Here is a 24178-nt window from a genome sequence, read left to right as displayed (position 1 = left end):
TTTTTCCTAAACTGCATTGTTTTCGGATAAACTAAATGTCTTTACAATCTGAAAACTATACCCAATAGTAAAATAATTGCTTGTTCAATACCAAACCGGAGCTGTCAATTATAACAGCTCCGGCAAGGTTTTTTTATCTTATAGTTGTTTTATTATTGACTTTCCTGGGAAATAAGCTGCCTCACCTAATTCTTCTTCAATGCGTAGGAGTTGATTATATTTTTCAATACGTTCGCTGCGGGAAATAGAACCGGTTTTGATTTGACCTGTATTTAAAGCAACAGCCAAATCGGCAATAAAAGTATCTCCCGTTTCACCGCTACGGTGACTTACAACGGTTGTCCAACCTGATTTATGAGCCATATTTATGGCATCTATGGTCTCGGTAACGGTTCCGATTTGATTCAATTTAATCAAAACGCTATTGGCGATATTATCTTTAATGCCTTTGGCTATAATTTTGGGATTGGTAACGAAAACATCATCACCTACAATTTGAATTTTACTGCCCAATTTGGCAGTCATTTTTTTCCAGCCAGTCCAGTCATTTTCTGCCAAGCCATCTTCAATTGAGCAAATAGGATATTTGGCAATCATACTTTCGTAATATTTAATCATTGCATCGCTGCTAACTTTTTTCCCTTCAAAAAGATACTTTCCGTCTTTATAAAAACTGCTGGCAGCAGCATCAATAGCCAGGTAAATATCTTTTCCGGGAATGTAACCTGCTGTCTTAATTGCCTCTACAATTACGATAAAGGCCTCTTCATTGGATGCCAGATTAGGTGCAAAACCACCTTCATCTCCAACGGAAGTTACTAAACCGCGTTTTTTAAGAATTGCCTTCAGGGAGTGAAAAACCTCAGCATTCATTTGTAGCGCTTGTTGGAAACTTTTTGCACCCAAAGGCATAATCATAAATTCCTGAATATCAACATTGTTATCTGCATGCGCACCACCATTGAGAATATTGCTCATTGGTACAGGAAGGGTTTTGGCATTAACACCTCCCAGATAACGATATAAAGGAATATTCAATTCCAAAGCGGAAGCCCTGGCAACAGCCATAGAAACAGCTAAAATAGCATTAGCACCCAGTTTGGCTTTATTAGGAGTTCCATCCATATCAATCATAATTTTATCAATTTGACCCTGCAATAATGAATCAGTTCCCCATAATTCATCACTCATATTGTCTATATTGCTAACTGCTTTTAAGACACCTTTGCCTCCGTAGCGTTTTTTATCGCCATCACGAAGTTCTATGGCTTCGCGTTCACCGGTAGATGCACCGCTGGGAACTGCTGCTATTGCCATAATCTCACTATCTAAATGAACTTCTGCTTCCACTGTTGGATTTCCGCGTGAATCTAAAATCTCGCGTCCGATAATGTAAAGTATGTCTGACATTTTTTCCTCCTGTTTATTTTTAATCCTCATATACTGAATAAGGTTTTTTGGCAAGGAAAATTTGGGAAGAGGAGATAGAAAGTAGAGAGGTTAAAAGGTCTTGAGGTCTTGAGTTCTTTATTTCTTTACTTCTCAACCCTCTCAACCTTATCAACCCTCTCAACCCTTTTTCCGTCATTTACGATGTTAACTCAGTGTTTCACCTTTTCACCTTTTCACCTTTTCACCTTTCCCTTTCACCTGTTAACCAATTCCACCTTTTCTGCTATTTTATCACAACAACTTGAGAGAGAATGAAATACAGCGCTTGTGTGTCATAGAATATAGACAAGGTGTTTTGTGTTGCATAAAACACTAAAGATGAGGCACAAACACTCTATATTATTTATTTATTGTTAGTTATACATTTATTTAACAATGTTATAAAGAGCTTTGAACATAAACAATCCTGGCATTGGTCCTCTGCTCTTTTGGATTTCTATCACGATTTTCTTATTTTTTAATATATTTACTATTCTTATGATGGTTGCTTTAGGAATCATTGAAGCTATGGAAAGACCGTTAATACTGAAAAGCGGTGATATAAAAAGCGCTTCAGTCAGCTGCATTGAATATTTGGAACCAGTAATTTCAGGAATTGTAATTTTCATTTGATCATACAAATTTTGGATAGCTCCTGCTTTTTCAATATTCATTTTTGCTTGTTCAATAACTGCTTTCAGGAAAAAAGAAATCCATCCGTTCCAGTCATTTTTTGCAGTAACATTATTCAGATGCTGATAATACTCATCTCTATGTTTTTCCAGGTAAGTGCTTAAATAAAATACCGGCTTACTTATGATATTTTTATAGAACAGAAAGAGAGGGATGAGAATTCTTCCTATTCTTCCATTTCCATCCAGGAAAGGGTGGATTATTTCAAATTGTGCTTTGATTATTGCCAATTGAACGATTGTATCTTTTTCTTCATAATGGATGTATTTTTCCAGATTATCCATAGCAGGCATCACCTCTTCGGGAGAGGGAGGGATATAGGTTGCCTGGGAAATATCTGCACCTGGAGGACCAATGTAATTTTGAACTTTTCTAAATTCTCCCGGAGTTTTATTCATTCCTCTAACGCTGTTCATCAAAATGGAATGGACATCTTTGATCAAATTTAAGGATAGAGGTATGGATTTTAACCGCTCAACTGCATAACTAATTGCTTTCCGATAATTTAATATCTCTTGAATATCAGCATTTTTTTCAGGAGATAGTGTCATTTTAGGATTTGCTTCATAGCGCAAGACCTCATCCAAAGTTGCCTGTGTGCCTTCAATTTTAGAAGATAAAACTGCTTCCTGAGTAGTGAGAGGAGATAATAACAGATTGGGATTTACCATTGTTTGTAACATCCCTTCATATTTACCTAACAAATTATGAGCTTGGCTAATAAAACTTATCTGTCTTTCCCAATCAATACAGGAAAGAGGAAGCTTTTCCGGCTTAAAAGGTTTCATCTTGTTTTTCCCATACTTAAATTTCTATAATTGCTTTCTTATTTAATGATAAGTTATTGTCAATGTTTTTGTTAGTAGAGAGGCCTGGAGGTTAAGAGGTCTGGAGAGGGAAAAAGTCAGGAGTCGTCACTACCTTCAATAATTTTACACATCCCTCAATTTTATTTGGCAGTGAGGACTCATAACGATTTAGCACGCAGATTTCGTGGATTTTATTATAATAAGTTCGCCTTTTCTTTTTCTATCCCCTGTTTCACCTTTTCCCCTTCAACCGTTCATCCAAAAAGGGCTTCTCCTTTTCGGAAAAGCCCTTTTCTTTATTTTAGACGGGATTATATTAATACATATCAGCCATATTAGGATTGGGCATAGGGACAGCTGGCTCAGGTTCTTTAATATCGGTAATAATGCATTCCGTAGTTAACATCAAACCGGCAATGGAAGCAGCGTTTTGGATAGCTGAGCGAACAACCTTAGCGGGGTCAATAATTCCGGCTTTGAAGAGGTCTTCAAATTGTCCATTGATAGCATTGAATCCCATATGGATATCGCGAAAGCTCTTCAGTTTTTCAACAACTACAGCGCCTTCTTCTCCTGCGTTAGCGGCAATTTGATAAGCTGGTTTTTCCAGTGCTTTAGACAAAATATCCACAGCCATTTTTTCTTCGTAGGAAAGGCCTTTTAATTGTTTTAGGGCTTTAGCGGCTTGAATTAAAGTAATTCCACCACCGGGAACAATACCTTCTTCAACAGCAGCCCGGGTAGCATGGAGAGCATCATCTACGCGAGCTTTCTTTTCCTTCATTTCTGTCTCGGTAGCAGCACCGATTCTGAGGACGGCAACTCCGCTGGAAAGTTTGGCAAGGCGTTCTTGCAATTTTTCTTTATCGTAATCGGAAGTTGTCTCTTCAATTTGAGCTCTTATTTGTTTAATTCTACCTTCAATCTCTTCAGGATTGCCAGCTCCTTCGCGGATAGTGGTATTTTCTTTTTCCACAATAATCTTTTTAGCGCGTCCCAGATCGCTCATTGTAGCGCTATCAAGTTTTCTTCCCATTTCTTCAGAAATTAAAGTTGCACCAGTTAAAACGGCAATATCTTCCAGCATAGCTTTTCTGCGATCACCGAAACCGGGTGCTTTAACAGCAACCACATTTAGGACACCACGCAGTTTATTCACTACTAATGTGGCAAGTGCCTCACCTTCAATATCTTCTGCAATAATAAGCAGGGGACGTCCATTTTGAGAAACTTCCTGCAGAATGGGAAGCAGTTCCTTGAGAGCGGTTATTTTCTTGTCGTATAACAGGATAAAGGAATCCTCCAGTTCGGCAATCATCTTTTCTGCATTAGTCACAAAATAGGGAGAGATATAACCGCGATCAAACTGCATTCCTTCCACTTTTTCCATACCGGTATCAATGGATTTTGCCTCTTCAATATTGATAATGCCTTCTCTACCAACACTATCCATAGCTTCCGCAATCAGAGCTCCAATTTCAGGATCGTTATTAGCTGAAATAGCAGCAATTTGTGCAATTTCTTCACTGCTCTTGATTTCCTTGCTGAATTCTCTGATTTTATCCACTACAACTTTAGTTGCCTTTTCCAAACCGCGTTTCAGATACATCGGATTAACGCCGGCAGTTACATGTTTCAGACCTTCTTCAATAATTGCCTGGGCTAAAATTGTAGCTGTTGTAGTTCCATCACCAGCTGTGTCATGGGTTTTTTCTGCAACTTCTTTGCAGAGTTGAGCACCCATATTTTCGTATTCATTTTCCAATTCAATTTCTTTGGCTATGGTCACACCGTCGTTAGTGATTGTGGGAGAGCCAAATTTCCTGTCCAAAACAACATATCTACCCTTAGGACCAAGGGTAACTTTTACGGCATCAGCCAGTTTATCCACACCGCTTTTTAAACTTGTGCGGGCTTCATGTGCATACTGCATTTGTTTTGCCATCTTGTTTTCCTCCATAATTTTAGTATTTTTATTTTGGTTTTCTTAGCAGTCAATACAATTGAGTGCTAATATTATTATAGCCGAAATTCTGTCAAGCGCAAATTAAAAATTTTTTGTCTTTTGGCTTTATTTTTCTCTTTTCAATAGGGCTGTCCCGAAACTAAAACTTAGTTTTGAGACAGTAAATATAAGTCATTTTAAGGAACAATCTCCTCTTTAGGATACATCTTTGTATACCTAAAAATGGCAAAAAATGGACTTTTGGAAGGTTGTGAGACAGCCCCGACAGATAATATAGAAGGGTTTCAACCCGGCGCAAAGAGTGTAAATAAACAACATATCTCCTTGTGTCAGAAAGAGTTCCGTAGGAATGACAGATAATATAGAAGGGTTTTAACCCGCTGCAAAGAGTGAATAAAAACAACATATCTCCTTGTGTCAAAAAGAGTTCCGTAGGAACGACAGATAATAACAACAGGTTTCAACCCGGCGAAAAGAGTAAATACAAACAACATATCTCCTTTTTTCCGAGAGAGTTCCGTAGGAACGACAGGTATTAACGACGGGTTTTAACCCGGCGAAATGAGTGTAAATAATCAACATAACACCTTGTATCAGAAAGAGTTCCGTAGGAACGACAGATACTAATAATTTTTACTTCAATAAGAAGATTAAATATAAAAATAATATTATTTCATTATGGAGTTACCGAATCCCGATTAACCCAAAGGGAAGAATATTATCATTTACCGCACTCCTGTTAATTGCTTCGCCTTTAATTTATTATCTTTTTCAGCTTGCTTCATCTTCTTATAACAAAGTAACAACCAAGTAACAACTCTGTAACGAAACAACGGAAGTGTTACGGAAGTGTTACGGAGTCGTTACAGAATTTACTATGTATCAAGCAAATAACTATCAAGATTTATTAGCTCCTTGAGGAATGGGGTAACAGGGATTTTCAGGATATTTATTCAGGGGAACAGTGGAAAAAGATAGATGGTTGTTTCTTAATTTTTTACGAGGGGCTTACGCCACCATCGCTATGATTGTGTCGCCCTTTGGGGCTTTTGGAAAATGGGAAGAAGAAAAGAAAAAAGAAGTCGGGGCTTACATTTAACGAGGGGCTAACGCACCCATCGCTATCATTGTGTCGCCCTCCGGGCTTTGATGAAATCTCAACCTTCTCAACCTTCTAAACCTTTTTCAACGAGGAGCTTACGCCACCATCGCTATCATTGCGTCGCCCTCCGGGCTTTTTTTGCAGAGGGCAGAGAGCTGAGGGCAGAGAGCATCTCAATCTTATCAACCCTCTCAAACTTCTCAACCTTCTCAACCTTCTCAACCTTCTCAACCTTATCAACCCTCTCAAACTTACAAACATTTCTGTATTCCTGCTTGTTCAGGAAGGACAATGTATTTTTTGGCAGAAATGGTATTACTTATTTTGGGTTAATTTCTGCAGTTCCTGATAAAGTTGATTGATTTCTTCTTCCGGAATTACCTGATCAAATCCGCTATCTTCAAGTTCTTCAGTTAAGTCAAAAGCGGTTTCCAGAGCATTAAGAGCGTTTCTATAGTCCTTTAATTCGTAGAGGGTTTTGGCATACCAGAGGTAAGCATCGTAATGTTCTTTATTGGTTTCAATTGCCATTTCCAGTGACTTTTTAGCGGCTTCATAATTTCCGCTTTTATAAAGGGCTTCTCCTTTATGACGCCAGGGACAGCTCCATTTTGGTGTTGCTTCGTTCAAAAGATTATAAATATCAATAGCATCGTCATATTTATCCATTTCCAGATAAAGATTTGCCAGGGCAAAGCGTTCGCCGGGTTTCAAATTCTCAATATCCGCTTTTGCCAATTCCATTAGCCGGAGAGATTCCAAATTGCCGATATAGGCAAGATTCAGTTTTGCCTGCATTCCGCTTTCGCCTTCCTGATCAATTTTGATGAGATAATTAACTGCCTGCTGATAGGTCTCCAGATTTTGATTTTGCAGGTATAAAGTGACCGGTGATTCCTCTGCGAAACAGAAAGCTAACGCCAACAATCCCAATGTGATAAATACATATTTTTTCATTTTATTAATCCTTAATATTCATAACGGCAAAGATATGCTGTTTGTTCTTGCACTTTTACCCGGAATTTTTTATGGGCAGGAACGGTGAATGTTTCGTTGGAAGTAAATTTTTTCCAGGTTTCTTCTTCGGGTAATTGGACGGTAAGTTCTCCGGAAATAACGGTCATTCTTTCAATTGTATTAGTGCCAAATTCAAATTCCCCAATATCCATTACTCCTACGGTGAAGTTGCCTTGTTCGTTTTGAAAAGCAATGGACTTTACTTTGCCCTCAAAATATTCGTTTACAGTTAGCATTTTTGTCTCCTTAATACTCTTTTTTTGATTGCACCACTTATCCAACACTTACATTCCGGTTATAAAAAAAGTGGCTCCGGAAGAGGGGTTCGAACCCCCGACCTAGTGGTTAACAGCCACCCGCTCTACCGCTGAGCTATTCCGGAACACTTTTCAAGAATACCTAATTTTTAAGGTCGTGATTTTTGTCAATCCAAATTTTTTTTGTAGCCAGCTCGCTGAAGCTCCGCTTTTTTAGTGATTTTTTTGCGGAGGAATGGCTTCCTCTGGCTACTCTTGGGGAAATGAACTAAATTCGCTATCTATTTTGCCGAGGGTTGTTCTGCCTTAAAGAAAACGCTGGTTACCAGCTCAATGATAAATCCGTATACAACTCCCAAAGCCCAAGTCAGGAAAAATATTCCCCATTTCCCCATACCTGGAACTTGCATAGCCATAGCACTTAAGGAAAAAGGCAAGCCAACAATCAGTCCCATTAAAACTCCATGTAAAAACCAGCCCATTTTCCAGGCACTAATTCCAATCACAAAACCAATTAAAACACGGCTTACGAAAATATTGGCAAGCACTTTCTTAGCTAAGGGGTCAGGGCTTACTCCTCCTGCTATTAAGCAGGCAATAATTCCCAATATGATCCCCATTAAAACGGCGATGTAAAAACGTTTGGCAGTCATATTAACCTCCTAATACTGTGCTATTTATATTATATAGCAAGAGCAGGGAAAAAGCAAATTATTTTTACAGCTTTTATATAAATGAATAGTTATCGTCTTGAAAAAGCAGTCAATTTGTAATATTTTATCTGGATTCCTACTTGCCCAGAAATGACAAAGAGATTACTTTTTTTGCAGGAATGACAAACGACTTTTCCTTTCTAATATGATTTATTCTTCAGATAAAGCGATTTCCAGGATGAGGTCTTCTTTATCTTTTTGGGTATCCGCTATTTTATAGGCATTCAAAATTAGTTCTGCTACTTTTTCCGCCTCATTTTTAGAGGCACAATGCACTTCTCCTATTTTTTCTCCTTGTTTTATTGCATCGCCAATTTTAGGATAAAGTAAAGCACCGGCTCCATAATCAAGGGTGTCCGTAACTTTTTTTCTGCCTGCTTTGATATGAACTAAGGCATAGCCAATAGCCCTGGAGTCAATTTTATGCACCCAACCATTTTGTTTAGCTATGATGGGATAAATTACAGGTGAAGAGGCAAAAAGGGAATAATCCTCCAGCACTTTTGGTTCTCCCCCTTGAGCAATAATTATTTCCCGGAATTTTTCCAGTGCTTTTCCGCTGACAACTGCTTCATCAATCATCTTTTTTGCCTGTTCAAAGTCCTTTGCCTTGCCAGTGCTGATGAGCATTTGAGCGGTTAAAACAGTAGTAAGTTCATAAGTATCGGGTAAATAGTTTCCTTTCAGGTATTCAATTGCCTCAATCATTTCCAAAGCATTTCCCACAGCGTGTCCCAAAGGAGAATTCATATTGGAAAAGACCACGGTCACTTTTTGCCCGAAACTTTTTCCTGTTGTCATCAATAATTCAGCCAGTTCTTTTGCTTTATTGATATTAGGCATAAAAGCACCGCTGCCTATTTTTAAGTCAATAACCAGATGCTTTGCCCCTTCGGCAATTTTCTTGCTCATTATGCTGGCAGTAATCAAACCCGGACTTTCTACCGTAGCGGTAACATCTCTTAAGGCATATATTTTTTTATCGGCAGGAACAAGTTCCTCAGATTGACCTGCTAAAGCAAAACTATGTTTTTCTACCAGCTCCTTAAATTCCTGCAGAGAAAAGGAAGTTCTAAATCCTAAAATGGATTCCAGTTTATCTAAAGTACCGCCTGTATGACCCAAACCGCGTCCTGAAATCATTGGCACCATCAATCCTAAAGAAGCGGCAATAGGAGCCAGCATTAAACTGATTTTATCTCCTACGCCTCCGGTAGAATGTTTATCGGCAACAGGCAGACCTTCTGCAAAACTAATAGTGCCTCCGGAATCAATATAGGTCTTGGTTAATGCCTCTATTTCCTGTTTATTCAGACCTTGCAGAAAACAAGCCATTAAAAAAGCGCTCATTTGGTAATCGGCAATTTCTCCTTTTAAATAGGCATTTACGAAGCAGGAAATTTCCGCCGGAGCAAGAGAATAACCATCACGCTTTTTGATTAACAGTTCAACCGGATTAAAATTATTCATTCTGCAATCTCCTAATAGGTAACAAGTTTGGAACGAAGGTAACCACTTAACATATCCATTACCCAAACAATTAAAGCAATTAACCACATTATTAAACCTACATTTCTCCAGGCAAGCATTTGCTGTTCCTGATATAAAGCCAAACCAATTCCTCCGCCACCTACAAAACCTACAACTGTAGCCATTCTGATATTCATATCCCAACGGTAAATTGTAAAAGCCAAATAGGGTGCCAAAATTTGAGGAGTAACTCCATAACGCCATACCTGTAAAGTTGAAGCACCCGTTGCTTTTATGGCTTCCACAGGACCCGGATCAATATTTTCAATCTGCTCACTGTATAATTTTATCAAAGCAGCTATGGAATGTATCCATAAAGCTAACATTCCGGCAAAAGGACCAATACCAACCCAAACACAAAAAATAATTGCCCACACAATTGCTTCAATACTTCTGAAGACAGTAGAAATCGTTCGGATAATAATATACACTATCCTGCCGATAAAAGAACTGAACATCAGATTCTTGGCAGCAAAAAAGGAAAGCACAAAAGCAAAAGGAATAGCAAAAACGGTTGCCAGTAAAGCCAGATAAATAGTTTCTACTAAAGCACTAAGCATCGGAACAAGCTGTCTCAAATTCGGGTTAAATATTCCACTGATAATGGACTTTGTATTGGCTGCCTGAGTAAAAAACGCGATTGGCTTTACATCTACAATTACCCAAGCCATAATGAAAGTAATAAGGATTACTATTGCCAGCTCAATCTTCCACAGTGAACCTGTCTCTTCCGAGATGATTATTTTTGCTCCTATATTATTTTTGCATTGAGACAAAAGAAATGCTATGAATAACGGACTGATAAAAATAATATAGCTACTGGCGGAAATACTGAAAACCCGAAATAAAAACCAGCAGATACAGGCAACTATGTATAACCAGAGGGCATATTCAATACCCAATATTTTTAGTTTCTTCACCATAAAGCAATTTTTACATAGTGATTTATTAGGTCAAGGAAAAAAACTCCGGAAGAACAACATTCCTGTCGTTTTGTGGTTGATGAGGACATCAACCTTCTGGTTGACTTTAAGATAATTTGGTTTATCTTATATAATAAAAAGCTTCAGTTAAAAAGAGAAGAAAAAGATTGACTAACCTATCGGAGATAAAAATGTGTCCTCAAGTGATAAATAATATGTGTTCCTTATCCTGTGTCCCCAAAAAAACCGGCTTCATAAACTGCCCGGTAATGCCTTTATTGCTATTCATTTTTATATTTTCCCTTGCTTTTGGCACTGCCTTTGCACAGAATAAAAGTGAAGAATATTTAGAGGTTAAAACTTGGAAGGAACCGAAAAATGCGGTTCCTTTTAAGGAACTTGTTTTGCAAGACAGTATTTATCTTTATAAAGATAAACCCTTCACAGGAATTGCCATAGAACGCTATCCCAATGGTTTTTTACAACGGGCAGCAACTTTTGTAAAAGGTAAACAGAACGGTCCTATGCTGATGTGGTATCCTGATGGCAGTCCCCAAATGAGTGCCAATTTTGTAAATGGTTATTTACAAGGGCGTTTTCTGGGCTGGTATAATAATGGCAGTGTTATTTATGATTTAATGATTAACAGGGGAACTTATGCTGGTGATAATCTTTTTGATGAAGATGCAAGCCGTGCAAGTTCTGAAATAGAAGATAGGGAAGGAGAAGGTCCCGATAATGACCAAAGTCAAGAATAATAAAACAGATATTGCTGTTTTTAAGGAAATGAAACATCACCAAGAAAAAATCTGTATGCTTACTGCCTACGATTATGCGATGGCAAAATGTGTTTCTGCCACTTCCGTAGATATCATCCTAGTAGGTGATTCTTTGGGGATGGTAGTTTTGGGCTATGAAGATACCCTGCAGGTAACTTTGGAAAATATGATTTATCATTGTTCTGCAGTTCGTAGGGGTGCACCGGATTCTTTTATTATAGCTGATATGCCCTATCTTAGCTTTCATCTTTCCGAAAAGCAAACCAGGCAAAATGCAGGAAAGCTTATTGTGCAAGGTAAAGTTAATGCCGTTAAACTGGAAGGTGGCTCAAAATCTCGTATTGATGCTATAAAAGCCATTGTGGATATGGAAATACCTGTTTGTGCCCATTTAGGTTTAACACCACAGTCCATTCGTAAATTTGGCGGATATAAAGTTCAGGGAAAGAAACCGGTTGAACAGGAAGAACTATTAAAGCAAGCAGAGGAAGTTGCCAAAGCAGGTGCCTTTATGCTTGTTCTGGAAGGCATTCCTGAACTTTTAGGCAAAGAAATAACTGAAACGGTAAGCATTCCCACAATCGGAATCGGAGCCGGAAGATTTACCGATGGACAGGTTTTAGTTTATCACGACCTGCTTGGTTATTCAGATCTCCAGCCAAAATATGTAAAACGCTATGCCGATTTGAATAATAATATTATAGAAGCGGTGGAAAATTTTTCCCAGGAAGTTAAAAACGGAGTTTTCCCCGCTCCTGAAAATATTTATTACCCCCTCATTCAACAATAAAGAAGGATAAAAAGATGCCCCCAAAAACAGTGCCACCTGAGGCAATGAGTGCCGAAGAAAAATTTAATGCACTTGCCAATCTGAAAGATAAACTGGAAGATAACTTTATCTCTCTCGGTCAGTTGCTTTCCGAAATCAAGCGTTCAAAATTATACCTTTATAAGGGCTATGAGAATTTTAAGGACTTTGTGGAAATGGAATATCAACTTTCCGGAACCCTGGCAGGAAAACTTATGTCTACCTTTGATCTGTTTATTGAAGAAATGGATATAGACGAAACCGAGGTTAAAGAAATCGGTTTTGATCGTCTGCAGATGATTAAACCCTTTATGAAAAATGCGGACTGGAATGTGCGTGATGAATGGATTCACAAAGCGGAAGAAATGCCTTTTAAGGAACTCCGCGAACACATAAAAGAACTGAAACAAAAAGAAAAAGAATCAAACATAGACCTGAAAGAGGTCTATATTGAACAATTTTGGGAGAAGATGACAGGATGGTTCAATTGTTCCCGCAAAGAGCTTAATTTCAAGCTCGCCCTTTATTTTCAAGATGCCGATCTGGACAACATTAAAAAGATCATTAAAGAGCGCCAACGCCTCTTTGAACTTGAAACACAAAACAAAAAGGAGTAAAATCCAATGAAACAAATGCAAATACTCTGGGTTGACGATGAAATAGACCTTCTCAAACCCTTTATTCTCTTCCTGGAAGAGAGAAAATATAATGTTGAAACCTGTAATAATGGAACCGACGCTATTGAAAAGGTAGTAGAGAATAAATATGACCTCGTTATTTTAGACGAAATGATGCCCGGCTTGGATGGCTTGGCAACTTTACAGGAAATTAAGCGTATCAATCCTGCCTTGCCTATTGTAATGGTTACTAAAAGTGAAGCAGAGGGCTTGATGGATAAGGCAATTGCTTCTCAAATTTCGGATTATTTGATTAAACCCATCAATCCCAATCAGATTATTATGGCTATCAAAAAGATTTTCCAAGCAGATGAAATTCGTGCCAATCAAATAGGTCAACAATATACCCGCTATATTGCAGAACTGAATCAAAAACTTTTTGCCAATCCCGATTGGAATGAATGGAGCCAAATTTACCGAGAACTGAGCTATTGGGAATTACAAATAGATCAGGTTAACGATGAAGGTTTACGCCAAACCCATTTTCTGGAAAAACGCAACTGTAATACTGAATTTACCAACTATGTAGAACGCAATTATGGTAACTGGCTGAAAAGTGATGAACGCCCCAATTTAAGTTTTGACCTTATTTCCCAATACATAGCTCCGCACTTTGAAGAAAACCTGCCTATCTATTTTATTATCATTGATTGTATGCGTCTGGATCAGTATCTGGCTATTCAACCCTACATCAAGGAACTTTTTGAAGAAGAACTTGACCTCTACTATTCCATTTTGCCAACTGCCACTCCCTATAGCAGAAATTCCATTTTCAGCGGTTTAATGCCTATTGATATTGCTAAACGCTTTCCCGATTATTGGGTAACTTCCAGTGAAATGGATAACAGCCGTAATCGCAATGAACATCAATTGCTGGATGAACATATTGAAGAGCTTGGCTTTAAACTTGATCCTACCAGCAAGTATGTAAAAATCTTCAATATGGAAGAAGGCAATTTTGTCCTGCGCAAAATTGAAACTTGGAACAAGGAAAATCTCATTGTTCTGGTTTATAACTTCCTTGATCTGTTAGCTCATCATCGCAGTCGGGATCAAATTCTACAGGAAACCATTCCCAATGAAGAAGGTCTGCGTGCTTTTACCAAACACTGGTTTTTGCATTCTTCGCTCTATGAAGCTTTGAAACAGATTGCCAAACAAGATGCGATTGTAATTCTTTCTACAGACCACGGTTCTATAAAAGTGAACCGTGCAACTCAAGTAATCGGTGATAAAGAAACATCCATAACAGTCCGTTATAAAGAAGGAAAAAATCTTTCCGTGAATGAACGCCACGCTCTGTTTGTAAAAAAACCCGGGGACTTTGGACTGCCCTCCAAAAGCATTGTGGATAACTTTATCTTTGCCAAGGATGATTACTATTTCGTGTATCCCAATGCCTATCATCAATATCAGAAACAGTTTAACGGTACTTTTCAACACGGTGGTGTCTCTATGGAAGAAATGATTCTACCGATTGCTACCTGCCGCACCAAAAGAAGATAGTTGTTTATAAAGAGAAAGAATGTAGAATGAAGGAAGTCAGGAGTCGTCATCGCTTATATATCTTTAACCCTTATCTCAAATTAGTTTAGCGAAGAGGACGCGTGACGGGAAAGAAAGATAAAATGTAAAATGAAGTCAGAAGTGCAGAAAAATTGTATAGCCGGAGCTCCGCAAATTCCAAATCTTTCTTTGTCACAGAGGAACACTGTCCTCCGTGATTTAGGTGTAAAAATATATGACTCCTGACGAAGAGAAAAGAGATTAAAGGTAGAATACACAGAAAATGTTTATTAACAGTATGCTTTCCCTATCAAAATGCCGTTACCCAAAGGTAAGACCTTGGCAAACTTTTTCTTTTCTCTTTTCCGATAGGTTTGATAGGGGAATTGCAGATATTTTGATTCCTGCTTTCGTAGGAATGACAAATTCTCCATCTCACTATATTCATTCTTCCTTCTTTTTAAGCTGAGATGAAAACCCTAAACTTATCTACTGAGCAGGACACTATAGACCTTGCCAAATACCTTGCACCGTTATTAAAGGAAGGGGATATTATAACTCTTTTTGGCGATTTGGGTAGCGGCAAAACCTTCTTTGTAAAACAGCTTGGCAAGGCACTGGGAATTGAAGAAGAAATAGACAGTCCTTCTTTTGTTTTAATGAAGGAATATTCCGGTGGACGCCTTCCCCTGTATCATTTAGACCTATACCGTCTGAGAAATAAAGAAGAAATATATTGCCTGGGTTTGTTTGATATCTTGGAACAAGGAATAACCGTTATTGAATGGCCTCTTTTGGTAAATGATCTTTTACCCTATCAGACATTGAAATTGGAATTCCACTTTGATGGGAAAAAACGCTGGGTGGATATTATTCCCGATAAAGAGCATTCTCCATATTTTTAAGTTTTAAGGAGCAAAAAATGATCACAGCACTATTAGTAATCATCTGTATCGCAATTGCGGCAGGTATAATCTGGCTTATTTTCACCAAGGATAAAGTAGTTGCCCGCACCTGGGGAATTGTTGGTTTATCCTTTATCATCGGTTTGACGGTTTTTGGCTATTTCTTTATGCAAAGTCGTCAAACACCAACCAGTTTACGGGTAGTTGGATATGCCAGCAAACTCTTTGAATCCGATTTGGTAAAATGGAATCTCACAATGCAACGCAATGTAAGCCATGATGGTTTGAAAGATGGCTACAACAAAATGAGCAATGATGTAAATGCTTTCAAGAATTACCTTGAAGAACAGGGAATTCCGGAAAAGGATATCAGCATCCAACCCATAAATAGTTATCAAACTAACGATAATTATGGCAATCCAACTGGTTATGCCTTGAATCAAAATATCTTTGTGGTCTCTTCCGATATACCCAAAATTGAGACCTTGGCATTAAAACCGGATTTTTTTGCGGAACGCGGAATCTTATTGTTAAATTCCAACCTGGCATATCTTTATACTAAACTGCCGGATTTGAAAAAACAGTTGCTTTCCGAAGCAACCAAAGATGCAGTTGCCCGTGCTCAAGAAATTGCCGGGAGCGGAAATACCAAACTGGGAAAATTAAGAGAAGCGCGTGCAGGTGTTTTTCAAATTACGGAGCCCTATTCTACAGAGGTTTCGGATTATGGAATTTATAACACCAGCACTCGCAGTAAAAGCATTTCCGTTACTTTAACTGCTATTTTTAAGTTAAAGTAGATTTTTTTCCACAAACCTGCTTGTGATTTTCCGGATAAAATACTTGTAATTTATCCGAGGGGGATTATAATTTATATAAAACCTTATAGTAAAGGTAAGAAGATGAAATTACGCAGGATATTTATTGCTTTGGGTGTCGCACTGATTGCCTTCTTTTCTTTATCTTGTTCTCCGAAACAAAAGAAGATATTGAGGGTAGGAACCGATGCTGAAAATCCACCTTTTACTTATCAAGAAGGTAGTGAATTCAAAGGCATTGATATAGAAATATGTAAAAGAATAGCCAAAAAACTGAATATGCAACTTCAGATTAGCAAGTTTGAATTTGACGATTTATTTTCAGCTTTGGCACAAAATAAAATAGATATTGCCGCGTCCTCCATAACCATTACCGAGAAACGCAAACAGACAGTTGATTTTACCGAGCCCTATTTTGATACCATTAACCAAACCGCCGTCTATAATATAAAGCTATTGACAAATCTTATTTTATGTGTTAATAATAATAACATAAGATCTTTAACAATTAAATATTTAGGAGGTTTTCATGAAAACCGCGCAAATTAGGCTCATAATTATAGCCCTTATAGGGTTTATAATATCGATGGCGCCCTCACCCGTGATGGCAAGTCCGGTGTGGGAGTTGCAATACTGCACTCAAACCGGAATGATTCCCCATATGCTCATGGTCTCTGGAGGTGTGTTTTACGGAGTTACTAATCGTTATTTTATTATATCTCCCGACGGTGTGAACTATCAGGAGTATGTGGTGGCCAACTGTGACTCTCTTCGGCTGTGTTCAGCATTTATGTTAACCTCGGCGGTTGGCTATTGCTGTGGATGTTTTGTGTTGTCAGATAATAATTTGTATAGGTCAGTGCTCTATAAAACTGTTAATGGCGGTCAGAGCTGGACCCGAACTTATCAACTGGAAAGAAACAGATGTTGGTTAAAACATATTCAGTTCGTTTCTCCCCAGGAGGGTTATGTGGTGATGCAGTTTGATTTTTGGGACATCAGGATTTATAAAACCACAAATGCCGGCCAAGACTGGAGTATTGTTTTTGAGTCAGAGAGCAGTTGGCCGACGTGTGCTGATTTTCAGCCCAACTTAAAGGCCGTGGGACGAGGATTATCTCCATTTATAATTACCAGTCCTGATGGTCAGACCTGGCAAGAGGGGACAGATCCACCAGATCTAATAAGTTGTATCGTGCATATAATAGTCAGCGGGTCTAGAATAATAACTATAGCTTATCCATCTTTAGTATATTCTGATGACCAGGGCATATCTTGGACTAATTCAGATGTCAGTCAGCTGGGTGCTGATTTTAACGCCTGTGGGTCGTTGACTCCTAATGGCATGACGGGTATTAACGGGAATATTTATGCGATTGGTAGTATTCGTGTTGATAGTAACGACTTATATCCCGGGATTGTCCGTTCACTTAATAACGGGGCAAGCTGGCAGTGGCTGGTATTGCCAGCGGAGATGCCAGATCAATCTGGACAGATTTACGGCATAGTTTATTGGGACGAGTACATATATATAAGCTTTAATGCTTGTATTTATCGCTTGCACGTTGGTCCGCCCGTGGCCAATAACGATGACGTGGCGCCAGTAGTTCCCGTAGAGGTATCATGTTATCCTAATCCTTTTCGGGACAATACTACTTTAACCCTGAAACAGGGGGCAGACCACAGTCTAACTACTGTGGCTGTCTATAATGTGAAGGGGCAATTAGTGCGCCGCCTTTTAGATCCCCAGCCTATCTTGGGTGAATATTCTATTACCTGGGACGGCAAAAATGACCAAGGGGAGAAATTAGGGGCAGGCGTTTACTTTTTTAAAATAAAGTCGGGATCGTATTCCACAACACGGAAGATGATTCTGATGGAATAACTAACATTTATTTTATCGGGAATAAAAAAATTGAATAACCGGAAGATGCGAGCTTTGGGAAGCAACTGATTTTTTTAGAATTGAGCGCTGGGGTAGAGCCACATCTTCGCCGTATTCTAATTCCTGTATGATCTGTAATTGTCGTGCCGGGTTTTATGCAAAAAATATTACCGGGAGCGGAAATACCAAATTGGGTAAATTAAGAGAAGCGCGTGCAGGTGTTTTTCAAATTACGGAGCCCTATTCTACAGAGGTTTCGGATTATGGAATTTATAACACCAGCACTCGCAGTAAAAGCATTTCCGTTACTTTAACTGCTATTTTTAAGTTAAAGTAGATTTTTTTCCACAAACCTGCTTGTAATTTTACGGATAAAATACTTGTAATTTATCCAATGGGGATTATAATTTATATAAAACCATATAGTAAAGGTAAGAAAATGAAATTACGCAGGATATTTATTGCTTTGGGTGTCGCACTGATTGTCTTCTTTTCTTTATCTTGTTCTCCGAAACAAAAGAAGATATTGAGGGTAGGAACCGATGCTGAAAATCCACCTTTTACTTATCAGGAAGGTAGTGAATTCAAAGGCATTGATATAGAAATCTGTAAACGCATAGCGGATAAATTGAATATGCAATTACAAATTACCAAATTCCAGTTTGATGAACTGTTTTCTGCTTTAGCACTTAACAAAATTGATATTGCCGCCTCTGCTATTACCATTACCCCGAAACGTAAACAAACGATGGATTTTACTATTCCTTATTTTGAAACAGACCTGGCTGTTGTAGCCAAATCCAATTCTCCTGTAAAAGTAGAAAAGATTGAGGACCTCGGAAAATACATCGTGGGCTGCCAAAGCAACACTACCAGCCATCAATATTTAACCGAAAACCTGATGGAAAAAGACCTCCTGCCCAAAAATAAGCTGAAACTTTATCCTACTGTTATAGAAACCTTGGGGGAACTTCTTAATGGCAAAATAGACCTGATGGTTTTTGATGAATGGGTAGCCAAGGATTTTTCCCAACAACAGGAGATTAAGATTGTTTACACGATTCAAACGAATGAACAATACGGATTGGCTATGCAAGCAGGTAAAGAAATTAATACCAGAATAAATAAGGCATTGAAGGAATTAAAAGATAGCGGAGAATTGGAAAACATTATCAGGGAATATATTGATTAAATACCTCGCACAGATTACACGGATTTCACACGGATAAAAAAATATAAGCACGCAGATGTCTCTCACAGATAGCACAGATTTCACAGATATTTCATTTTATAATTACTTTCCTAATATAATCCAGTAACTCCTTTCTATCCTGTTATCTGCATTCTATCATTCATTCTACATTTTTCATTTTTCATTCTTCATTTCCAGCGCTCCGGCAAAGCACAATTGTGTACACAGCGAGCATCCAACACATTTATCCGGGTCAATTTTAGGATAGCAATCCTCATCTAATTCTATTGCCTGGTAAGGACAGCGGGTGCAGTTTCCGCATTTTAGGCACAATTCTTTAATTAAGGAAGAACTTTTTGTCTTTGTGGGCAGATCAAGAAAGTCCGTAATGGGTTTTGGCTGAGCGATTCCAATAAGTTCGGCAACGCTTTTTAAGCCCTTTGCTTCCAAGAGGTAGGAAAGTCCCATTTTCAATTCATCAATTATACCATAGCCATATTTTTCCACAATTGTGCAGAATTGAACATTTCCGGCTCCCAAAGCTAAAAAGTTTGCTGCATCCAGATAGTTCATTGCACCTCCGTTTCCGGAGATGAAAATTCCGCTATTTCCGGCTCGGGCTAAATTCAAATAACTGATTGGCAAAATGCTTTCACCGCTTAAACCAACTATGATTCCTTCGTCCCAGGGTTTTTCTTTTTCTCTGAAAGCTAAAGCAGGAAAGGTATTAGCCAAAGTTATTCCGGCTTTTTTACCAGGATATTTGTCCAAGACACTTTTAACAGCGGAAAGAATAGGATAGATAGAAGTTACAGCACCGGTTAGTTTAAACAGTTTGGGTATTTCAGGGTTGCTAATTTCCATCACCCAATCAATAATTTTAGCGGTTAACGCAGGGTCTTGAGCCACAATATCACCTTTTGTTCCATCTCCACCCTGAGGACAAGATAAACTGTATTCAATTCCCATTGCGCCTGCTTTTTCCAGTTTTATAGTATTGGCTTGCCAGCCCTTTTTATCATTAATATCATCACCGGTAACAGGACCGCCTGTTGAAGCCATAGTTAAGCGATCAGGAAATTCCTTTATTAAAAGAGCTATTTCGGAACAAACCCTATCTAAAGGATGCTCTGAAACATTATCACAATTGGCAAAGGTCTTTTTCTTATCACCAAAGGTGAACATATATTCACCCGGAATATGAATATCTTCATTATCAAAAGCTGTTTTCATAATTCCACCGCTCCAGCCAGCAAGATATGCTTTTTTCATTTGTTCATAGCCATCGGAAGGAGGAGCAGCAGAAAGAATAAAAGGGGAATCCATTTTTCTCCCAAAGAAATCGGTTTCAAGTGAAACAGGATATTTTTTCCAGCCCCAAACAGGGAAACAGCTTTTAGTTGCCTTTTCGGGTTCACTGATATCCTTTTTGCTTAATAGAGAATGAACTTTTAAAGCGGTATTTTTACCTGAGGCAACTGCTTCCACCACCGTTGTAGGACCATTTATCATATCTCCACAGCAAAAAAGACGGTCTGAAAGGGTCTCTAATTTATTAACATCAAAAGGAGGTCTGTTGCCGATAGCAATAATAACCATATCAAAAGGACGAAAGGATTCTGTGGTTCCTGCTTCGTCCCTAATCAAATTTGGAGCAAACTTCTCTCCTTTAGGAAGATAGACCTTTTTCGTCTTTATTCCTTTAATCTGATTACCTTCATTAACTATTTCCGTGATCCTGGTGCGAGGCGAGAATTCAATTCCTGCCTCAATCAAAGTTGCCTTTTCCGGTTCCGTTAAGGGCATTTCAGTGAAATTTTCCAGGGTTATCATTTCCACATAAGCAGCATTATTTTTAGCAATCAGCAATGCCATATCAGCAGCGATTGCTCCACCAACAAGAGCAACGCGTTTACCAGTAAAATTGTATGGGGAAGGGTTTTTTAGAATGTCAAAACCGTAAATAGCTGTTTCATCACCAGGAATATTTAAGTGAATGGGCTTATTTAATCCTCCTGCCACAATTACCGCTTCAAAGTCATCATTTAATAATGTTTGGGGTTCTTCTATTTTTTTCCGAATATGTTCTATCTTGAATGTTTCTGCCAGGAATTTCAGGTCATCCAGCAAGTCAATTTTCTCCAAACGCTCTTCCGGAATTAAATTTACCTGACCTCCTAAAGGTTCAGGATCAAACATTACCGTCTGATAACCAAATTGGGTTAAAGTTACGGCAGCTCCGATAGCAGAAGGTCCTGCACCGATAATGGCAATTTTTTTATTTAAGGAAAAGGAAGGAGTAAATTCTGGCACCATATTTAATTCTCTGGCTTTACGAATTATTGTTGCCTGAACGGCAGGAATTTGAATTGGAGTGTCAAAATTTTCACGCGCACAGGCATTTACGCAATGGTCATCGGGACAAACATTTCCGCAAATTCCCCCTAAAGGATTGCTGGCTAAAATGAGTCCTGCAGCACGCTTAAAATCGGAAGGTCTGCCTTTAGCAACTGCCATCATAAAATCGGCAGGAGAACAATCACAGGGACAGGCATTTTTGCAGGGCTTGTTCTCACAAAATTCACAACGACTTATTTCACTGAATAATTGGGCATCAGTTAAAATCATTTTATCCTCCAATATTCATAGCCACCGAGAGCACCGAAGTCACCGAAAAAGATAGGAGCACGCAGATGTCTCTCACAGATTTCACAGATATTTCATTTTATAATTACTTTCCTAATATAATCCAGTAAATCCATTCTATCCAGTTATCTGCATTCTATCATTCATTACACTATTCTCAATTCTACATTTTTACATTCTGCATTGTTCATTTTTCATTCACAATATGTCCTTTTCCCACACCCCGCACTTTGCATCCTAAATCTTTATATATATTGATGGTTTCATCGGAAAGGAAATTGGAGCAATCCACAATTAAGGGTTTGGTTTTACATAAATCAACCACATACTTAGGGTCAAGTTTTCTATATTGACTGTGTCCTACCGCAAAAATAACTACATCGGATTCAGGAAGAACATTATTCAGGTCATTTTGAATATGGTTTTCCTCCATTTCAGGCCAGGTTTCTACATAAGGATCGTGGGTTTTCACTATTGCCAGGTCTTTCCGCAAAAATTCCACTAAGGTTTTGGAAGGAGAATGTCTTGTATCACCTACATCTTCCAAATAGGAAACGCCTAACACAGCAATCTTCAAGTTTTTTAAATCAGGATAAACGCTTTTAACGATATCAATAGTATGTAGCGGCATTGTATCATTCGTATTAACTGCTTTAATAGCAAAATCCAAACTTCCCTCTACACCAAAAAGTGACTTCATTGCCCAATTAGCTAAAACGGGGTCTTTGGTTAAACAATAACCGCCAACACCTAATGAAGGACGCAACAAATTATCATGCGTTTCTTTTCTTTTGCGAATGGCATCGCGCACTTTGAAAATATCCACCCCAATCTGTTCCGCAAATTTAGCCCATTCCAAAGTGAGAGCAATATTTACGGCACGATATGAATTTTCCATTGTTTTGGCAAGTTCGCTGGCATTTGTGCTGTCCAATTGAGTTAAAGGATAATTCTCCACATCCAAAACATGGGAAAGAAATTCCCGGCAGAGTTCTATACTTTTAGGGTTAACACCGGAAAATACACGCCAGAAATCACGAATAGAAGCCACATAATGAGCTCCGGGCATAACTCTTTCATAAGAATGAGCAATCAAGGGAGGATTCTTTTCTATATCTATACCCCGCTTGGTAAATTCCTCTTCCAGAATGGGCTTAACGACCTTTTCACAGGTTCCAGGAGGAACGGTTGTTTCTACTAAAACTAAACATTCGGGCTGAATATGTTTTCCCAAAGTCCGAATTCCTTCCCGAAAAGCGGTTATATCACAATAACCTTTTTCTGCATCTCCAAATGCGGGTTTCGTTGCATCCAGCTGAATATCTACCACCACAATATCTACTAAGCCATAAACACTTTCTTCACTGGTAGCACGGAAGTTTTTTTTCTCAACCACAGTGCGATGAAATATTGCCGGAACTTCGGGATCGGAAGAATTTACAGGCGGAATGCCACTATTGATAACGGGAACTTTCCAATACGATCTTTGTGAGGCACGCTGATGACCATGAACAAAATAAAAAGGGTTGCCATCTTTATCTGTAGCATCGGCAACAACAGTAGCCATCACACAACCTACAAATCCTAAACCTTGAACTGCTACTATTTTTCGTCCTAAAGCTTTTTGTTCGGCAGTAATTTGTTTTAATATTTCTCTTTCTTTTTGTGCATCTTCTTCACTCGGAAGAGGATATTCTTTTCCATCCGGCGCAATTGAAACTTTTAACATATTTTTTGTTAACTCCTTTATATATATAAAGTAATGATACTGGAAAAACTAAATCCTGTAGTTTAGTGGTTGATGAGAACATCAACCTTACGGAGAAACTACATCCTGCCATTCATTTATAACTTTTCCATTTCCAAATCGTTTTTACGCTTTTTATAGGGCTTTTATTGTCAAGATGTTTTTCAGAAAGCAGAGGGCAGAGGGCAGAGGGCAGAGAGCTAAGGGGAAAAGAATTTATTATATATTTAACGAGGGGCTTACATCACCATCATTGAGGGAGATTTGACTTACAATTTTGCCATTGCCATCAAAGAAACTATTTTCTTCAATTTTATACTTATCCAACCGAGAAATAAACTGATTCCGAATTTCAAAATTGTGAGTTAAAACATAAATAACTTCTTGTTAAATAGTCAATAGCGTAACGACTCCGTAACACTTCCGTAACACTTCCGTTGTCTCGTTACGGAATTGTTACTTGGTTGTTACTTTGTTATAACTTGCTGAAGGGTGCAGAGTGCGTCCTTCAATTGGAAATTTTTTTGCCCGAATAAAAGCTTTTTGGCATTTTTGTCACTACTTTGTATTTTTTTCCAGTATATATATTATAGAAGGATAAAAAAGTTGAGATGGTTTTGAAGGTTGAGTAAAATAATTTCTTTCCAAGCTCTAAGAATGAGACAACGATAATAAAGAAAAAGGCAAAAACTAAAAACGCATTCTTTTGTTGAAGTAGAAAATAACTGTTAATTTTGAATCTAATATTGTTTAAACAAAATTCTCAAAAATATC

At 38.3% G+C, this 24178-nt stretch carries 23 protein-coding genes and 1 tRNA gene; 11 read left to right on the top strand and 13 right to left on the bottom strand.

What is annotated here, in order from left to right; all coding sequences use genetic code 11:
* Positions 1-138 precede the first annotated feature (138 nt).
* From eno to groL, 3 genes are all read right to left on the bottom strand, one after another.
* Positions 139-1410, bottom strand: coding sequence for a phosphopyruvate hydratase (eno, locus tag CLOAM_RS07755; RefSeq protein WP_044279090.1), 1272 nt, complete (start codon positions 1408-1410; stop codon positions 139-141).
* 407 nt (positions 1411-1817) lie between these two features.
* A complete protein-coding gene (locus CLOAM_RS07750) occupies positions 1818-2912 on the bottom strand; it encodes a Fic family protein (protein ID WP_015425344.1) in 1095 nt (364 codons plus the stop codon).
* 337 nt (positions 2913-3249) lie between these two features.
* Entirely contained in the window at positions 3250-4878 is a 1629-nt protein-coding gene (gene groL, locus CLOAM_RS07745) for a chaperonin GroEL (RefSeq protein ID WP_044279089.1), read from the bottom strand.
* Between the two features lie 985 nt (positions 4879-5863).
* Here groL and CLOAM_RS10075 point away from each other — a divergent pair.
* Positions 5864-5998 carry a hypothetical protein gene (locus CLOAM_RS10075; protein WP_269764012.1) on the top strand — a complete coding sequence of 45 codons (135 nt, stop codon included), beginning with the start codon at positions 5864-5866 and terminating at the stop codon, positions 5996-5998.
* 115 nt (positions 5999-6113) lie between these two features.
* On the opposite strand, the gene CLOAM_RS09745 is transcribed toward CLOAM_RS10075, so the two are convergent.
* The 7 genes from CLOAM_RS09745 to phnE all read right to left on the bottom strand — a co-directional run bounded on the left by CLOAM_RS09745 (position 6114) and on the right by phnE (position 10441).
* A complete protein-coding gene (locus CLOAM_RS09745; RefSeq protein ID WP_157860024.1) occupies positions 6114-6293 on the bottom strand; it encodes a hypothetical protein in 180 nt (59 codons plus the stop codon).
* A gap of 23 nt (positions 6294-6316) precedes the next feature.
* A complete protein-coding gene (locus CLOAM_RS07740; protein ID WP_015425342.1) occupies positions 6317-6958 on the bottom strand; it encodes a tetratricopeptide repeat protein in 642 nt (213 codons plus the stop codon).
* A gap of 11 nt (positions 6959-6969) precedes the next feature.
* Positions 6970-7254, bottom strand: a complete 285-nt coding sequence (gene ppnP, locus CLOAM_RS07735; protein ID WP_015425341.1) for a pyrimidine/purine nucleoside phosphorylase — start codon at positions 7252-7254, stop codon at positions 6970-6972.
* A 71-nt stretch (positions 7255-7325) separates the two neighbouring features.
* Positions 7326-7400 (bottom strand) — tRNA-Asn (locus CLOAM_RS07730).
* Positions 7401-7556: 156 nt separating this feature from the next.
* Entirely contained in the window at positions 7557-7928 is a 372-nt protein-coding gene (locus CLOAM_RS07725; RefSeq protein WP_044279088.1) for a hypothetical protein, read from the bottom strand.
* A 210-nt stretch (positions 7929-8138) separates the two neighbouring features.
* Entirely contained in the window at positions 8139-9458 is a 1320-nt protein-coding gene (locus CLOAM_RS07720; RefSeq protein ID WP_015425339.1) for a thymidine phosphorylase, read from the bottom strand.
* Positions 9459-9469: 11 nt separating this feature from the next.
* Positions 9470-10441, bottom strand: a complete 972-nt coding sequence (gene phnE / locus CLOAM_RS07715; RefSeq protein WP_015425338.1) for a phosphonate ABC transporter, permease protein PhnE — start codon at positions 10439-10441, stop codon at positions 9470-9472.
* Between the two features lie 167 nt (positions 10442-10608).
* On the opposite strand from phnE, the gene CLOAM_RS07710 reads away from it, so the two are divergent.
* From CLOAM_RS07710 to porX, 4 genes are read left to right on the top strand one after another with little or no spacing between them, the layout of a single operon-like run.
* Entirely contained in the window at positions 10609-11199 is a 591-nt protein-coding gene (locus CLOAM_RS07710; RefSeq protein ID WP_232502673.1) for a toxin-antitoxin system YwqK family antitoxin, read from the top strand.
* Positions 11180-12010: a 3-methyl-2-oxobutanoate hydroxymethyltransferase gene (panB, locus tag CLOAM_RS07705; RefSeq protein WP_015425336.1), complete on the top strand. Its 831-nt coding sequence runs from the start codon at positions 11180-11182 to the stop codon at positions 12008-12010. Before CLOAM_RS07710 ends, panB begins: the two co-directional genes overlap by 20 nt.
* Before the next feature lie 14 nt (positions 12011-12024).
* Positions 12025-12645: a hypothetical protein gene (locus tag CLOAM_RS07700; RefSeq protein WP_015425335.1), complete on the top strand. Its 621-nt coding sequence runs from the start codon at positions 12025-12027 to the stop codon at positions 12643-12645.
* 6 nt (positions 12646-12651) lie between these two features.
* Positions 12652-14211 (top strand): T9SS response regulator signal transducer PorX, encoded by a 1560-nt coding sequence (gene porX / locus CLOAM_RS07695; protein WP_015425334.1) that lies wholly within the window; start codon positions 12652-12654, stop codon positions 14209-14211.
* 290 nt (positions 14212-14501) lie between these two features.
* Here the strand turns inward: porX and CLOAM_RS10070 are convergent, their stop codons facing one another.
* On the bottom strand, positions 14502-14636 hold the full coding sequence (locus CLOAM_RS10070; protein WP_269764011.1) for a hypothetical protein: 135 nt from the start codon (positions 14634-14636) through the stop codon (positions 14502-14504).
* A gap of 45 nt (positions 14637-14681) precedes the next feature.
* Between CLOAM_RS10070 and tsaE the strand changes: the two genes are divergently transcribed.
* The 6 genes from tsaE to CLOAM_RS07660 all read left to right on the top strand — a co-directional run bounded on the left by tsaE (position 14682) and on the right by CLOAM_RS07660 (position 19011).
* On the top strand, positions 14682-15116 hold the full coding sequence (gene tsaE / locus CLOAM_RS07685; protein WP_015425333.1) for a tRNA (adenosine(37)-N6)-threonylcarbamoyltransferase complex ATPase subunit type 1 TsaE: 435 nt from the start codon (positions 14682-14684) through the stop codon (positions 15114-15116).
* Positions 15117-15133: 17 nt separating this feature from the next.
* Entirely contained in the window at positions 15134-15916 is a 783-nt protein-coding gene (locus CLOAM_RS07680) for an SIMPL domain-containing protein (RefSeq protein ID WP_015425332.1), read from the top strand.
* A gap of 102 nt (positions 15917-16018) precedes the next feature.
* Positions 16019-16483, top strand: a complete 465-nt coding sequence (locus CLOAM_RS07675; RefSeq protein WP_232502672.1) for a transporter substrate-binding domain-containing protein — start codon at positions 16019-16021, stop codon at positions 16481-16483.
* The gene (locus tag CLOAM_RS07670; protein ID WP_015425330.1) at positions 16464-17819 is read left to right on the top strand and encodes a WD40/YVTN/BNR-like repeat-containing protein; all 1356 of its coding nucleotides are present in this window, start codon (positions 16464-16466) and stop codon (positions 17817-17819) included. The genes CLOAM_RS07675 and CLOAM_RS07670 overlap by 20 nt, the downstream gene beginning before the upstream one ends.
* Before the next feature lie 190 nt (positions 17820-18009).
* The gene (locus CLOAM_RS07665) at positions 18010-18156 is read left to right on the top strand and encodes a hypothetical protein (protein ID WP_232502671.1); all 147 of its coding nucleotides are present in this window, start codon (positions 18010-18012) and stop codon (positions 18154-18156) included.
* Between the two features lie 102 nt (positions 18157-18258).
* Positions 18259-19011 (top strand): ABC transporter substrate-binding protein, encoded by a 753-nt coding sequence (locus CLOAM_RS07660; protein ID WP_044279086.1) that lies wholly within the window; start codon positions 18259-18261, stop codon positions 19009-19011.
* Between the two features lie 174 nt (positions 19012-19185).
* Here the strand turns inward: CLOAM_RS07660 and CLOAM_RS07655 are convergent, their stop codons facing one another.
* Together CLOAM_RS07655 and CLOAM_RS07650 are read right to left on the bottom strand one after the other, a co-directional pair.
* Positions 19186-21639, bottom strand: a complete 2454-nt coding sequence (locus CLOAM_RS07655) for an FAD-dependent oxidoreductase (RefSeq protein ID WP_044279085.1) — start codon at positions 21637-21639, stop codon at positions 19186-19188.
* Between the two features lie 205 nt (positions 21640-21844).
* On the bottom strand, positions 21845-23386 hold the full coding sequence (locus tag CLOAM_RS07650; protein WP_015425326.1) for a nucleotide sugar dehydrogenase: 1542 nt from the start codon (positions 23384-23386) through the stop codon (positions 21845-21847).
* Positions 23387-24178: the final 792 nt, after the last annotated feature.

The organism is Candidatus Cloacimonas acidaminovorans str. Evry (genome assembly GCF_000146065.2).
Taxonomy (GTDB): domain Bacteria; phylum Cloacimonadota; class Cloacimonadia; order Cloacimonadales; family Cloacimonadaceae; genus Cloacimonas; species Cloacimonas acidaminivorans.
The sequence above is the reverse complement of the archived record's forward strand: the minus strand, read 5'-3'. Positions and strand labels throughout refer to the sequence as shown.

What these genes read in the sequence shown, in the direction of transcription:
- CLOAM_RS07700 (WP_015425335.1), top strand. Translation starts at nt 12,025, where the DNA reads ATGCCCCCAAAAACAGTGCCACCTGAGGCAATGAGTGCCGAAGAAAAA.
- CLOAM_RS07725 (WP_044279088.1), bottom strand. Translation starts at nt 7,928, where the DNA reads ATGACTGCCAAACGTTTTTACATCGCCGTTTTAATGGGGATCATATTG.
- CLOAM_RS07670 (WP_015425330.1), top strand. Translation starts at nt 16,464, where the DNA reads ATGAAAACCGCGCAAATTAGGCTCATAATTATAGCCCTTATAGGGTTT.
- phnE (WP_015425338.1), bottom strand. Translation starts at nt 10,441, where the DNA reads ATGGTGAAGAAACTAAAAATATTGGGTATTGAATATGCCCTCTGGTTA.
- CLOAM_RS07650 (WP_015425326.1), bottom strand. Translation starts at nt 23,386, where the DNA reads ATGTTAAAAGTTTCAATTGCGCCGGATGGAAAAGAATATCCTCTTCCG.
- CLOAM_RS07740 (WP_015425342.1), bottom strand. Translation starts at nt 6,958, where the DNA reads ATGAAAAAATATGTATTTATCACATTGGGATTGTTGGCGTTAGCTTTC.
- ppnP (WP_015425341.1), bottom strand. Translation starts at nt 7,254, where the DNA reads ATGCTAACTGTAAACGAATATTTTGAGGGCAAAGTAAAGTCCATTGCT.
- CLOAM_RS07720 (WP_015425339.1), bottom strand. Translation starts at nt 9,458, where the DNA reads ATGAATAATTTTAATCCGGTTGAACTGTTAATCAAAAAGCGTGATGGT.
- tsaE (WP_015425333.1), top strand. Translation starts at nt 14,682, where the DNA reads ATGAAAACCCTAAACTTATCTACTGAGCAGGACACTATAGACCTTGCC.
- CLOAM_RS07655 (WP_044279085.1), bottom strand. Translation starts at nt 21,639, where the DNA reads ATGATTTTAACTGATGCCCAATTATTCAGTGAAATAAGTCGTTGTGAA.
- CLOAM_RS07750 (WP_015425344.1), bottom strand. Translation starts at nt 2,912, where the DNA reads ATGAAACCTTTTAAGCCGGAAAAGCTTCCTCTTTCCTGTATTGATTGG.
- groL (WP_044279089.1), bottom strand. Translation starts at nt 4,878, where the DNA reads ATGGCAAAACAAATGCAGTATGCACATGAAGCCCGCACAAGTTTAAAA.
- porX (WP_015425334.1), top strand. Translation starts at nt 12,652, where the DNA reads ATGAAACAAATGCAAATACTCTGGGTTGACGATGAAATAGACCTTCTC.
- panB (WP_015425336.1), top strand. Translation starts at nt 11,180, where the DNA reads ATGACCAAAGTCAAGAATAATAAAACAGATATTGCTGTTTTTAAGGAA.
- CLOAM_RS07680 (WP_015425332.1), top strand. Translation starts at nt 15,134, where the DNA reads ATGATCACAGCACTATTAGTAATCATCTGTATCGCAATTGCGGCAGGT.
- CLOAM_RS07675 (WP_232502672.1), top strand. Translation starts at nt 16,019, where the DNA reads ATGAAATTACGCAGGATATTTATTGCTTTGGGTGTCGCACTGATTGCC.
- CLOAM_RS07660 (WP_044279086.1), top strand. Translation starts at nt 18,259, where the DNA reads ATGAAATTACGCAGGATATTTATTGCTTTGGGTGTCGCACTGATTGTC.
- eno (WP_044279090.1), bottom strand. Translation starts at nt 1,410, where the DNA reads ATGTCAGACATACTTTACATTATCGGACGCGAGATTTTAGATTCACGC.